Annotated in this window: 11 protein-coding genes; 7 read left to right on the plus strand and 4 right to left on the minus strand. The window is 51.8% G+C overall.

Annotated features, from left to right (window positions below; genetic code table 11):
• Positions 1–191: 191 nt before the first annotated feature.
• The 3 genes from E5161_RS16845 to E5161_RS16855 are packed head-to-tail and all read right to left on the minus strand — an operon-like array spanning position 192 to position 3,398.
• Positions 192–920 (minus strand): fumarate reductase iron-sulfur subunit, encoded by a 729-nt coding sequence (locus E5161_RS16845; protein WP_136778997.1) that lies wholly within the window; start codon positions 918–920, stop codon positions 192–194.
• A 22-nt stretch (positions 921–942) separates the two neighbouring features.
• Positions 943–2,766, minus strand: a complete 1,824-nt coding sequence (locus E5161_RS16850; protein WP_136778998.1) for a fumarate reductase flavoprotein subunit — start codon at positions 2,764–2,766, stop codon at positions 943–945.
• On the minus strand, positions 2,763–3,398 hold the full coding sequence (locus E5161_RS16855; RefSeq protein ID WP_211246754.1) for a succinate dehydrogenase/fumarate reductase transmembrane subunit: 636 nt from the start codon (positions 3,396–3,398) through the stop codon (positions 2,763–2,765). The genes E5161_RS16850 and E5161_RS16855 overlap by 4 nt, the downstream gene beginning before the upstream one ends.
• Positions 3,399–3,832: 434 nt before the next feature.
• Here E5161_RS16855 and E5161_RS16860 point away from each other — a divergent pair, with 434 nt between their 5' ends.
• The 4 genes from E5161_RS16860 (at position 3,833) to E5161_RS16875 (ending at position 9,510) form a co-directional block, all read left to right on the plus strand.
• Entirely contained in the window at positions 3,833–4,618 is a 786-nt protein-coding gene (locus tag E5161_RS16860) for a VanW family protein (protein ID WP_425456536.1), read from the plus strand.
• A gap of 105 nt (positions 4,619–4,723) precedes the next feature.
• On the plus strand, positions 4,724–5,284 hold the full coding sequence (locus tag E5161_RS16865; protein ID WP_342773881.1) for an RNA polymerase sigma factor: 561 nt from the start codon (positions 4,724–4,726) through the stop codon (positions 5,282–5,284).
• On the plus strand, positions 5,265–6,479 hold the full coding sequence (locus E5161_RS16870; RefSeq protein WP_136779002.1) for a hypothetical protein: 1,215 nt from the start codon (positions 5,265–5,267) through the stop codon (positions 6,477–6,479). Before E5161_RS16865 ends, E5161_RS16870 begins: the two co-directional genes overlap by 20 nt.
• A 211-nt stretch (positions 6,480–6,690) precedes the next feature.
• On the plus strand, positions 6,691–9,510 hold the full coding sequence (locus E5161_RS16875; RefSeq protein WP_136779003.1) for a vWA domain-containing protein: 2,820 nt from the start codon (positions 6,691–6,693) through the stop codon (positions 9,508–9,510).
• A 105-nt stretch (positions 9,511–9,615) separates the two neighbouring features.
• Here the strand turns inward: E5161_RS16875 and E5161_RS16880 are convergent, their stop codons facing one another.
• The gene (locus tag E5161_RS16880; protein ID WP_136779004.1) at positions 9,616–10,443 is read right to left on the minus strand and encodes a sugar phosphate isomerase/epimerase family protein; all 828 of its coding nucleotides are present in this window, start codon (positions 10,441–10,443) and stop codon (positions 9,616–9,618) included.
• Positions 10,444–10,735: 292 nt separating this feature from the next.
• Here E5161_RS16880 and E5161_RS16885 point away from each other — a divergent pair, with 292 nt between their 5' ends.
• The 3 genes from E5161_RS16885 to E5161_RS16895 all read left to right on the plus strand — a co-directional run bounded on the left by E5161_RS16885 (position 10,736) and on the right by E5161_RS16895 (position 13,651).
• On the plus strand, positions 10,736–11,731 hold the full coding sequence (locus E5161_RS16885) for a LacI family DNA-binding transcriptional regulator (protein WP_136779005.1): 996 nt from the start codon (positions 10,736–10,738) through the stop codon (positions 11,729–11,731).
• 204 nt (positions 11,732–11,935) lie between these two features.
• Positions 11,936–12,280 carry an extracellular solute-binding protein gene (locus E5161_RS16890; RefSeq protein WP_136779006.1) on the plus strand — a complete coding sequence of 115 codons (345 nt, stop codon included), beginning with the start codon at positions 11,936–11,938 and terminating at the stop codon, positions 12,278–12,280.
• Positions 12,281–12,301: 21 nt separating this feature from the next.
• A complete protein-coding gene (locus E5161_RS16895) occupies positions 12,302–13,651 on the plus strand; it encodes a GH1 family beta-glucosidase (RefSeq protein ID WP_136779007.1) in 1,350 nt (449 codons plus the stop codon).
• The last annotated feature ends 96 nt before the right edge of the window (positions 13,652–13,747 follow it).

Here is a 13,747-nt window from a genome sequence, read left to right on the forward strand (position 1 = left end):
AACCATGCCATAAAACCAATAATCAAAGGAGCACTTATTCCAAATAGTATTTTGGTTCTCATCCGATGCTTCGCTCCTTTTTGGAATTCCCTTTATTGAATATTGCATATCATTCTTTTACGACCGTTCCCCGTCACTCCACGGGTGAACGGTCGTTTTGCCATGGGTGCCTTTAATCCATACGATGCAAGTTACCGTTTCCAGCCGGCAACCGCCATTTTCCTGCGGACATATGCTAATTGGCCTTGCAAAGGGATTCCGATCGGGCAATTATCGTCACACGCCATAAGGCCGATGCAGCCGAAAATGCCATCCTCGGAGCCGACGACATCGAAGTATTGCTGCTCGTCTCTTTCGTCGCGGGGATCGATCATGAATCGGGATACACGGTTGACACCCGCCGCTCCGATAAAGTCTGGTTTGATATTCGCCGTGGCGCAGCCTCCGATACAACATCCGCATTCGATACATCTTTCCACTTCATAAATGTTTAATGCCGTTTCATTGTCCATTCTTTCTTCTTGAGCTTTCGGCTCGAATACTTTCTCCGTATGTATCCACGCTTCCGTTCGCAGAGACACGTCCCTGAACCATGTGCCCGTGTCCACCGACAAATCTCCAAGAAGCTTAAACACCGGGAGCGGCATGAGGGAAATATCCCTCGGCAAATCTTTGGTCAATGTCCTGCAGGCAAGTGTAGGACGGCCGTTGATCAGCATGCCGCACGAGCCGCATATACCTGCCCGGCATACAAAATCGAATTTCAATGAGGGATCCTGTTCTTCCCGGATTTTATTCAGAGCGATGAACAGCGTCATTCCCATTTCTTCTTGCAGCTCGAAGGTTTGCATCGTTGGTGCTTGCTTTGGAGTGTCCGGATTATATCGAAGTATATGAAAAGTCAATTGACGCGGATTCATGTGAGTTCCTCGCTTTCCAACCCTAGGATTTAGCCTTTACCGCTTGCGTGCTCGCTTCGCCATATCCCCGATCGCCAGGCGGCAATTCGGTAATTTTCACGGGTTCGTACTCCAAGACGGGTTCACCCGCTCCAACCGGCCAGTAAGCTAACGTTCGTTTCAACCATTTCCCGTCATCCCGCTTGGGGTAATCCTCCCGGAAGTGGCTGCCGCGGCTTTCTTGGCGGGCCAGCGCTCCAGCGGCGATGCAATAAGCGAGCCGGATCATGCCGGTAATTCGGAGCGCCGATGCCAACTCCGGGTCTCCCCCTTGGCCGCCGCTGCGAAGGCCCACATGATGGGATCGTTGATGCAATTCATGCAGTTGGCCCACCGCTTTCGTTAAGGCTTCTTCCGAACGGAAAATCCCCACATGCTCGCTTAAAATTCGTTCCATCTCCCGGCGAAGCTGATAGACGTTTTCTTTGCCGTTGCGCTGATGAATGAAAGCGTCAATCCGGTCCTCCTGGAATTTCACATGGTCTTCGATGAGACTCGAGGAAACATGGAGGGAGGCTTCCTTGGTGTAATTCGCGATTTTATCTCCAACGATCATCCCGGCGACGACGGTTTCAGCCAGAGAATTTCCGCCCAAGCGATTAAAACCGTGCAGATCCCAACAAGCGGCTTCACCAAGTGCGAATAATCCTTCAAGCCCATAGGCCATACCGTCAATATGGGTGCGGATGCCGCCCATGCTGTAATGCTGAGTCGGACGAACGGGGATCAAATCATGGATCGGATCGATTCCGGTGAAATTTCGGCTGATATTGGCGATTTCTCGCAAATTCGTGTTGATGTGCTTGGCGCCGAGATGTCGGATATCAAGCCAGACATGCGCACCGTAAGGACTTTCTACACCATATCCTTTGCGGATGTGCTGCATAATACGGCGTGAAACGACGTCCCTGGACGCCAGTTCTTTTTTGTTCGGCTCGTAATCGGGCATAAAACGGTGGTGATCTTTATCCAGCAAATATCCGCCGTCACCGCGAGCGCCCTCGGTAATCAGAATCCAACTGGGCACGATACCGGTGGGATGGAATTGCACGGCTTCCATATTTCCTAAGGGAACCTTACCTGTTTCCAATGCGACAAACATCCCGCTGCCTTCATTGATAATCGCGTTGGTGGACGCTCCATAGACCCGGCCATATCCGCCGGTGGCGATGACGGTAGATTTCGCGGTATACACTCGGAGTTTCCCGGTTCTCAAACATCGGGCCACCACTCCGCTGCACCTGATGCCGTCATGGATTAAGGACAGAACTTCGGTTCGATCATGAACGGTAATGCCCAGTTTAATGACAACACTGTCCATGGTATACAGCAAGGTATGACCGGTTCCGTCCGCGGTATAACATGTACGCCACTTGGCTGTTCCGCCAAAGTTCCGTGCCGCGATCAACCCTTCCTTTTCGGCATCTTCCTGAATTTCCTTTCCGTCATACATGCGCTTTCCTGCCACAACCCGATTCCACGGAACGCCCCAAAAAGCCATCTGCCGGACGGCTACCGGTGCGGTCTCCGCAAAGAGCCGAGCCACGTCCTGGTCGCAGCCCCAATCGGAGCCTTTGACCGTATCGGCAAAATGGACATCGGCACTGTCCCCTTCGCCCATGGCGCTGTTCCCGAGTGATGCCTGCATGCCGCCTTGTGCCGCCGAACTATGGGAACGCCTAGGGGGTACCAAGCTCAATAGGATGACGTCGAGTCCTTGAGAGGCCGCTTCAATCGCCGCGCGTTCGCCTGCCAACCCGGCCCCGACGATGACTACATCTGAAGTGAAGCTGTCAAATCGGCTCATACGGAATCCCCCAGCGATAAAAATAACCACAGACTGACAAGTCCCAATCCGATCGTGCAGACGGTGATGAAGGTCAGAACTTTTTTCAGGCTTTTTCTTTTGACAACCCCCCATTTGACAAGAGCCCGATAAAGCCCGACGCTGGCATGATACTCCGCTAATAATAGAAGAACGATATAGAACCCAAGCATCCATGAGTGAACGCGATCCGCGCTTAACTTCGCATTGATACCGGCATAAACAACGATGAACACGTGGATGATGATCAGAACGAGCATCGCGCTGCCGGTGACAGCCTGGAACAGCCATGACCAAGTATCCGCGTGTTTGATTGTTTTGGCATGCTTCCATACAATCTTTTGTTCCTGCCATCGGCCGGGGATGCGGCGAAAAACGGCCGCGACATGAGCTCCTGCCGTGAGAATGATGAACACCACAGCAACATCCAACAGCCGAAATTGTTCCATGAACTGGGCGAGACGGTTAAAGGCTTCCACTCCTAATAGAATCGAGCCGACGAAAAGCATATGCGTCCACAAAAATCCGACCAATAACAAGCCGCTCACCGTCTGGACCAATTCCGTCATGAGGTCGGCTTTGCGACTTCGGGTCAAGGTCCTCTGCAACTGCATAACCATTCTCCTTTGCATAGATTTTCATTCGGATGATTTTGCCGAATCCTCAGGGGGCTTGTTTGAATCCAACCCGACGGCAGTTCCGCATTTGGTGCATACCAATACCGGAACCAACAACTCATAGGGGTCGTCATAAACAAAAGGATGATCCGACCGATATTCAACTTTCGTCTCGGCGCCACAGCAATCGGAAATGGTCATCGACATTCCGTCCTTTCCAATCGGGTGTTTGCTGTGCGGGGATAACAATAAAATTTATTCCAAATCAGCGGCAAACATGTAGCGTTTCAATTGGAACTTACTTCTTGATTGAAGCGTCTAACGAGTAAGGTGTGAAGATCTACATAGGATGAATGGTGGTCCCAAAATGAACAGGCGGGTGGTGGATAGATTTGATAAAAGCCCCGGTAAAACGTTCATCCGTACGGCTAATGCTCGGCAAGCAATATTACATGCTAAGACGATATGCTGCATGGATGTTTAGAGGAACACGCTTCACTCGTTTTAAGGATACTAGGCCGTTGCGGCATCCAGCTTTCACCCATAGCACGCCATTGTATCGCCAGTTGAAGGACGTCGATATGTGGCTGCAGGAAAACAAAGTAACGAACCTCCGCTTGGCGACGGAAAAATTGAACGGATTGGTGATTCGACCGGGCGAGACGTTCTCATATTGGGTGAGTATCGGGAAACCGACGAAGGCCAAAGGCTACAAGGATCGTATGGTGCTATTTTACGGCGGCTTTAAGGCCGGGGTAGGCGGAGGATTGTGCCAGCTGTCTAATTTGATCTATTGGATGACGCTGCACACTCCGCTCACGGTGACGGAGCGGCACCGGCACAGTTATGACGTATTTCCGGATTCCAATCGTACACAGCCGTTCGGAAGCGGGGCGACGTGCTCTTATAACTATTTGGATTTACAAATCCGCAATGATACGGAGAGAACGTATCAATTGCTCGTCGGTTTGACGGACGAAGAACTTGTCGGCGAATGGAGGACGGACGCTCCACAGCTTGAAAGTTACGAAGTGTTTGAGCGTGACCATCGCATGAGTCAGGAGCATTGGGGCGGGTATACGCGTCATAACCGCATATTTCGGAACGTGTACAACGTCCGGGGCGAATGGATCCGAGAAGAATATGTGACCGAAAATCATTCACTTATGATGTATTCTCCGCTGCTCCAAGAGCCAGGTGTGTCGAGAACTTCATGAGGAACCGCGTTTAATCTAGTGGTCAACGCTCATTGACTTAGTCTTTGGGTGTTTTTGTTGTGGTAATGGAACTAACTTCCTGTTTAATGTGTCTAAAGGTTAGGGGTGAGAGCATTGGAGTCGGAATATTGGAAAGTCATTGAGCGGTTTGACGCGGAGGCCTTTCGGGAGTTGATGCTTACTTATGGGCAAGAGATCTGGAACTATGCCTTCTTTCTCACCAAAAATCCCGATTACGCGGACGACATTACGCAAGAGGTATTTCTGAAGGTCTATGGACAGATCGGTTCTTTTCGCGGGGAATCGTCAATTCGTACGTGGCTTTTAGCGATCACTCGGAATATGACCTTCAACTACCGCCGGTCCACATTTTTGCGAAGAGTCGTGTTAGTCGGGGCGGTCAGTCGCCGCGACTCCCACCCGTCGGCTGAACAAGAAGCTCTCACCAATACGCTCTCTAACGAATTGTGGGAGATCATCATGAATCTGCCCGTTAAGTTTCGGGAAGTGCTGGTGCTTAATGCTAGGTATGAGTTAAGTCAACGGGAGATCGCGGGCCTGCTCGGCTTGTCGGAAGGAACCGTGAAATCAAGGTTATCTCGTGCTCGGCAGAAAGTAAGCGTTGCTTGGAAGGAGGGGACTGTGTATGACAGAGCAACAACCTGATTGGTATTCGTTGATGAGAGATGCCCCGCTAAAAACAAAAACTTTTACCATGAGAAACATAGAGCGGATTGAGCAGCGTGTTGCGGAGACACGACGAGGAAGTAAAAATGGGATGATCATCATAGCAGCAATAGCTGCAGCTTCCGCATTAGCTGTCATCATCACGGTGTTCGCCCTGTCCATTTCTTCAGCGCCAATTCAAGTAGTCAAATCGACGGCACAACCCCCAATCGCTTCTCAAACAGAAACACAGCAGCCTGCCGACACGTTGAATGAGCATCCATACAAGCTGAAAGGTCAAGTCGGTGCCGTTGAGAAACCAGACTTTATATATGGTGCGATGCCGCCGAAATTCATGGCTGATCCCAATCAGGATTACAAGATCACCGCAGCGGATGGCGAGTTTGTGCAAATTGTTCCCGTTGTCGCTCCAGATCAAGCGCATACCGGATGGGTACCGAGATGGTATCTGCTATTGGATTCATCTGAAGGTGCCGTTAGAATCAAAGACGTCCCGACATATGAAATGATCGTGAATACACGTGTTTTTTTTCGTCTCTATCCCGATCAGCCGAAGCCGTCTGGATTTGAATTGGAACCAGGGAAAGTTGTCCAAGTTACGGGGCAATTCGAACAGTGGGTAAGGGTGAATATCATCACCTACGATTCGCCGAATAACGGGGATAAATGGGTGCCGAAATCCGCGCTTACGGATTGGGATCCGTCGAAAGCTCGTGAAGGGTTCCTTAGACCGGGGGCCAAAATTTACGACGAACAAGGAAATGCTATTGGCGATGTCCCGGGTAACAACCCGATACAGATCAACCCGGTGTATTCCGGTAACAGGTATCCCATGAGTTCAGCAGGCGGATTTTCGGGTTATATCAACAACAAGGATTTCGTCCCCAATCCATTCAGGTATGATAATGGTAAATTCCCTAAGAATGCGAACGGACAGACATACGGATCCGCATCGGACGCCTCTACGCCGGAAACGGAACCGGACTTAATCAGAGCATACGGAGTGGACGGCACAGTTGGATATGTTTTGAAAAAAGATTTAGACGGTGAGATGCCAAAGACGCCTGAGGAAGCGTTGGCTATGCAAAAAAATCGGCATCCAGGTGGTCGTGATATCCCCTTATATGATGTGGATGGTCAAACGGTGATTGGGGTATTTCATATTGATGGTTGAACTACGAGGCCAGTTAGATCAAATGTTGATCTAGCTGGCTTTTTCGTTATGGCGCTGTTTTGGACATGATTACGAGAAGCCATTGTTGTAAATCCGTGTCATTAATTTATCTTCCAATGGTTGTAATATATGACAAACATCGCACAATTCAACTGTTAGTATTATTCTTGTTGCTCTCATTTCCTCATTATTATTTTTAGGAGGCTGAAAAATGCAAGTAGGCAGGAAAAGGCCGCTGCTGACTGTTCTTCTGATCATGGTGATGTTGTTCTCACTTGCAACGCCGGTATTTGCAGCCTATGAACAGGATCAGTACATCAAACTGACACGGTCGCTCAATCCGAACCAAACTACCGTGGAAGCCGGCACCGAGCAGGATATCATCTATCAATTGTCTGGGGATGAATTCAGTCTGGACCCCGCGCAGGTAGATACGCAATACCTGCTCCAGAAGAACATTGCACTCGTGCTGGATGTATCCGGAAGTATGGGTAATTTTTTGGGCGGGGGGAAAACGAGCTTAACGGTGCTTAAGGAAAGCGCCAATAAATTTCTAGATCACTTTGAAGGTACCAACACGAAAATCAGTATTGTTCCGTATTCCGAAAATGCGAACAATTTAACTACATTGCGTTCTATGAACTCGACCGACCCGATTACCGGCGACGTTACCTATTTGAGAACCTTTATTAACGCGTTAGTAGCAAACGGAAACACGAATATCGGCGACGGGATGCGCAGAGCTTATTGGCAGCTCAAGAACACACCGCAAAATTCGGTCAATTATATTATTGTCATGACAGACGGCGAACCGAATATATATACTCGGGGCGCTGGCACCCAATTTAAACTGGATGACGGCAATGCTACTATCACTGGAAACGATTTAACTACAGCCCTTAATTACGCCAAAAACATAGGAAATTTAATCAAAACTGCGAATATGACATCTTACTTTATCGGGTTAACCCCTGTGTTCTCCTCTTCTTTGGAGCAAATCGCGGTCTCTGCAGCTGCAGCTGAAACCTCACTCAATAGACATTACTACCAGGTTACGAACAGCTTGCAAGTGGATAATGTCTACAACAATATTTTGATCAATGAAATCGGTTCGACCTTACCGATGAACGTTACTTTTAACGAGACATTCCCTGCGGGTGTTGAGATCGTCAGCCTTCCTGCCGGGTTCACCCAGTCCGTGCTGGGAGACGGCAGAGTGCAGGTAACCGGGCAAATCGCAAATATCGCCTTACAGAAAAATAACGCAACCGGCAAATACAGCATTACGCCATGGAACGAAACCATTCGAGTGAAATATAGAACAGCGGGAGCCAAAGATTTTGACGGCGTGCAGATCACGTACACCGACCCGTTCGGAAACAACAAGACGGCACAAAACATGAACGGCGTAACGGTTCAAGTCAACGATACGGAGGCGCCTTCGGTACCAGTACTGTCTCTTGTCCAGGCGGGCGGTGAGAGTGTCGATCTGGCTTGGACGGCTTCGACGGATAATGCCGGGGTGGCCGGCTATCATGTCTACAGAGATGGAACGATGATCGGTACGACCACCGACACCTCGTACACGGCTTCCGGGCTTACTCAGAACACGAATTACTCTTTCACTGTTTCGGCTTTCGACGCGGTCGGCAACGAATCCGGACAAAGCAATGTCGTTACTGTGTTGACTCCGGATATCAGCCCGCCGACTGTTCCCGCCAATGTACAGGTGACCTCCAAAACGTCTACCTCCGTCACTCTGTCCTGGTCCGATTCAACGGATAATGTCGGGGTAAAAGGCTACAACGTATACCGAGATGGAGTATTTGTAACGCAGGTCACCTCTCCGGGTTATACGGACACGAGTTTGGTGAAGGGCAAATCCTACGAGTATACGATAACGGCGATCGATAACGCAGGCAACGAATCTGCGCCGAGCGGTGCAATTGTCGTCAATGCGAACACCGCGCCGACAGCTGACGCGGGACCTGATATTGTAGTAGAAGCGACTTCGCCTGCTGGAGCAACCGTCACGTTGGACGGTTCCGGTTCCACGGACGCTGATCTCGACCCTCTGACGTACACATGGACCGGCGATTTCGGAACGGTGAGCGGAATGAAACCTTCCGTCCAGTTGTCTATCGGCTCGCACACGGTAACTTTAACGGTAAGCGACGGAGATCTGAGCTCGTCCGAAACGGTGCAAGTTCAGGTGGTCGACACGACGCCTCCGACCATTACGGGCAGCAAATCGCCGGATCCGAATGCGAACGGCTGGTATAACGCTGACGTCACCGTCCATTTCTCGGCAAACGATTCCGCATCCGGTATTCAGAGCGTGACACCGGACACCGTTGTATCGACGGAAGGCGCGAATCAGTCCGTGACAGGCACAGCCGTAGACGTTGCAGGTAATTCGGCTTCCGCCACAGTCGGCGGGATTAACATCGACAAAACTGGGCCTGTGATCGTCGATTCGACGTTAACCTCAAGCCAATATAAGACGACCGACACGATCACAGTCGGTTATGAAGCGACAGACGCCCTGTCCGGACTTGCATCGGTGCAAGCCAAGCTGAACGGCACGGTTGTGTCGAATGGTCAGACGATCGACCTGAAGTCTAAAGTCGGATCGAACGTGCTGGAAATCACCGCGACGGATAAAGCGGGGAATGTAACGGTACGATCAATTCCTTTCACGGTGGACATCAACGTAACGGTGGATATTAAACCCGAAACCTTGAATCCGAAGAGTAACGGGGGAGACAACTCCATAACCGTCAAGATTGATTTTCCGTCCGGGTTCGGCGGATCTTCCATTGATACGGTTAAATTATGGTTCAACGGTTCCTCCATCGATGCCGTGCCGTCCAACAACGGCGGCAAGCTCTCGTTTACGGTCAAGTTTGACCGGCAGAGCCTCATCGCCTTGTTGGGCAATCAGACTGGAACGGTGCAGCTTACGATCAAAGGAAATGCCGGCGGCGCCGGGTTCGTCGGCAGCGACACGATCAACGTGCTCGACAAGTAGAAACGGCGCGCCAAATGTACGAAGGTTTCCGGAACCGGGAATAAAACAAAAAGCCGTTCGGACGACGAGGATTTCCCTCTTCGTTCGAACGGCTTTTTTCTATGTTTACAGATAGGGCTCCACGATGCGTTGAATCCGTTCCAGCCCTTCGAACATGTCGCCCTGTCCGTCGTAAATCAGCACGATCGCGCCGTTATAACCGGAAGCTTTCATTACATCCAAACAGTGCCGGTATTCGGTTACGTCCGGTATCCCGTCCTCGTTGTATTGGGCTTTGGCGTGGACGGAGACGCTGTGCGGCAAGGTTACTGCGAATTCCTCATATTTGGAAGGCGGCTTGAAATTGCCGAAATCCGTAATCATGCCGACTTTGTCTCCGGTTTCCTGCAAGAGGCGCGCGCAGCTTTCCCCTGTCGACGTGAGGGAACCGAAATTTTCCGTGATGACTCGAACTCCGCGGCCAGAGGCATATTCAGCCAACTCGCAAAGCGCTGTGGCCGAAACGCGGATGGCATTCTCGTCCGAAGGCGGAGCTTCGCCGGCCATCACGCGAATTTGCTTGGCGCCTGCCCATGCCGCAATATCGATCCATCGACGGATGAAGTGAAGATCGGCCTCATATCTCAGCTCATCGGCGGCCGTCAAATCCCCGTAATCCAGCAGCAGTGTATCGAAGGCAATACCGGCGGTGGAAAAAGACTCGCGAAGCTGCTCCAGATAAGCGTTCTCGGTAGAAGGGAAGTGAAAATGGCACACCTCCACCGCCCGATATCCCCGTCTTGCCGCTTCGGCCGGAAGCTCAAGCAACGTTAGCAGCTGCGGCTGAGCCTCTTCTCTCGTTTTCTGCGTACCTGCTGCCTCATCCCACTCCGTCCAACGGAGAGGTCCTAGCAAGCGATGAAGACTCCAGGTGCTTATGGATAAATAAGACATACGATTCCTCCTTGAATCGTGATATGGCTTTGTATCTTTTAATTATAACCGATTGCTAGGGTGGCAGCGCGACACCAAATCTACGACATTCTTCGCCGGCAACGCTGTCGAATCTGGGATGTCGCAATCGCTTACAACGAAACGTTTCGATCTGATAAGTTAGGGATAAGTATTGTATAAAAGTAGACTATTGACGAGGTAATGAAATTATCATAAGCTAATGTCGTAACGATAATCGAAACGTTTCGAGAAATCGTTTACAGGAAAATTCGACATTGATTGGAGTCAAGCTATGGCCACAATCAAAGATGTAGCGAAGCTGGCCGGCGTGGCTGTATCGACCGCATCAATCGCTTTAAATGGGGACAGCAAGGTGACTCCCTCTACCCGCCAGAAAGTGCTGGAAGCGGCGCTCCGGCTGAACTACCAGAAGAACGGTTTCGCAATGGACTTGAAGCGAAGCCAGACGAGGACAATCGCTCTCATTCTCAGCGACTTGTCGGGTCCGTATTACTCGGAGCTGATCAGAAGCGTGCAGGAGGTGACGCTGTCCAAAGGTTACGATCTCATCGCCTGCAGTTCAGTAGGCGGACGTGACTCCACCGCGGTGAAATTTTTGCGGGAGAAGCGCGTGGACGGAGCCATCGTACTGGCGCACAACATTTCCGACGAGGACATCTTGGACGCGGCGCGCGAACGATTTCCGATCGTGGTGCTGGACCGTGTTCTCCAAGGCGAGTTCATTATCCAGGTGCTGGTTGACGGCATGCAAGGCGGTTACTCGGCGGCGGATTACTTGATCCGCAAAGGACACCGCAGCATCGCGTTCATCAGCGGTCCGCCGAACTCGTACGATAACCGGCAGCGCTATGAGGGTTTTCGCAAAGCGTTGGAAGAGCATGGAATCGCGGAGATGCCGAAATGGAATTTGTCGGGGGGCTTTCAGCAGGAAGGCGGCTATCAAGCTACCAAAATGCTGGTCATGCAAGGGGATTTGCCGTCGGCTGTGTTTTACGCCAACGACGAGATGGCTTTGGGCGGTCTGAAAGCGTTCGCAGAAGCGGGCATCCGTGTGCCGGAGGACGTATCGGTAATCGGTTACGACGATATCCAGCTGGCGGAATACACCCGGCCGGGGTTGACGACGATCCGGCAGCCCAAGTACGAAGCGGGGGCATTGTCCGCGCACATCTTGTTCCAATGCGTGGAAAAGCACACCGTCGACAACAAAGATTACAAACTTGCGGTAGAGCTCGTGGAACGGGGTTCCTGTCGCGCGGTCAACTGACCGGCAACAGCAGTCAAGATCATCGTACCCAAACGGGAGGACACAATCGTAAAAAAAACTTGGAGTTTTGCTCTGGCACTTGTAATCGCTTTCTCTTTCATCCTTACCGCGTGCGGCGGCAAAAGCAAAAATGACGCGGCAAGCACGGACTCTGCATCCCCTTCTGCCAGTGCATCCGGATCTCCGAGCGCAAGCGATGCTGCATTGAGCGGCGAAGTCAAAGTCATGGTTCCTGGCGGCGGCAACTATCTGAAGTACGTGCAAGACACGATCGCCAAGCAATATATGGAGAAGAACCCGGGCGTTACGGTGAAAGTCGAGCAAGAGCCGGAAGGCGGACAGCTGACGGCGCGTATCGCAGCCGGTGACCTGCCGGACGTATATGTCGGCGTGTTCGGCTACCAGCCTGCTAAGTTCGCGAAGGACAAGCTGATCGTGATCTCAAGGACATGCCGGGAGCTGCCGAGCTGTTCGACCGTATCGCGCCTGTCGGTTTTGTTCGTACTGTCGGACGCGGAGACGGAATATCATTTTAACCAACAACCTTAATCTGGGAAGGAGAAACGCAGCATGAGCCACAACACATTCCCGGATGGTTTTATCTGGGGCACGGCAACATCCGCCTTTCAAATCGAAGGTGCGCCGTACCAAGGCGGCAAGGGCGAATCGATTTGGGACCGCTTTTGTCATACGCCGGGCAAGGTAGCGGGCGGAGACACGGGTGACACGGCATGCGATCACTACCACCGTTATAAGGAGGACATCGCGCTCCTCGCGGAGCTCGGCATTCCGAATTACCGGTTCTCGATCGCCTGGCCCCGCATTTTTCCGGAGAAGGGCAAAGTGAATCCGGAGGGTGTGAAGTTTTATCACAACTTGCTCGACGAGCTGGCCAATTACGGGATCGAGCCGATGGCGACCATTTTCCATTGGGACCTCCCGCAATGGATGCAGGACGAAGGCGGCTGGGCGAGCCGGGAGATCGTACCGCAGTTTCTCGAATACGCCGAACTGCTGTTCCGTGAGTACGGAGGTCGCGTGAACAAGTGGAACACGATCAACGAACCGTGGGTCGTGTCGATGCTCGGACATGGCACCGGCGACAACGCGCCCGGCCATACCGATTGGTACGAGGCGCTGACCGTCGCGCACCATGTGCTTTTGTGTCATGGGCTGACCGTTCGCCGCTACAAGGAAATGGGCTTCAAGGGCGACATCGGCGTCGTGCTGAATTTTACGCCGGCTTATGCGGCTACCGATTCGGAGGAAGACAGGGCGGCGGCAGCTCGATATGACGGCTATTTCAACACTTGGTTTTTGGATCCGGTTTTCAAGGGTGCCTATCCGGCGAATATGGTGGCATGGTACGAGTCCAAGCTGGGTCCGCTGCGGTTTATCCAGGACGGCGATCTGGAGATCATGAACACGCCGGGCGATTTCCTCGCGTTTAACTATTATTCCCGAAATGTGCTGAAAGCCGGCAACGCTTTTCCGTTGATCGACGTGGATTTCGTGGAGACGGATTTGGATAAGACCGATATGGGCTGGGACATCCATCCGGAATCGCTGTACCGGCTGCTTACCCGTTTGAAGGAAGAGTATACGCAGCTGCCGTTGTACATTACGGAGAACGGCGCCGCATACGATTTACCCGTCGTCGACGGCGAGGTGCGGGACGACATCCGCATCAAGTATATCCACGAGCATCTCGAAGCCTGCCACCGGTTCATCCGGGAGGGCGGCAACCTGCAGGGCTATTATGTCTGGTCCTTCATGGATAACTTCGAGTGGGCACTCGGCTACCAGAAGCGGTTCGGCATCGTGCACGTCGATTACGACACACTGGTGCGCACGCCGAAGCAAAGCGCGAAGTGGTACTCCGAAGTCATTCGCCGCAACGGCTTGCCCGAGCGGGTATGAATCACAAAAAAGGTCAGCTGCCATCGGCAGCTGACCTTTTTTTGCATGCTGGCGGTGGACTTAACCATTCATGGGAGATAAAGAAACACATTTCAC

Source organism: Cohnella pontilimi (genome assembly GCF_005049045.1).
GTDB classification, from domain to species: Bacteria; Bacillota; Bacilli; order Paenibacillales; family Paenibacillaceae; genus Cohnella; species Cohnella pontilimi.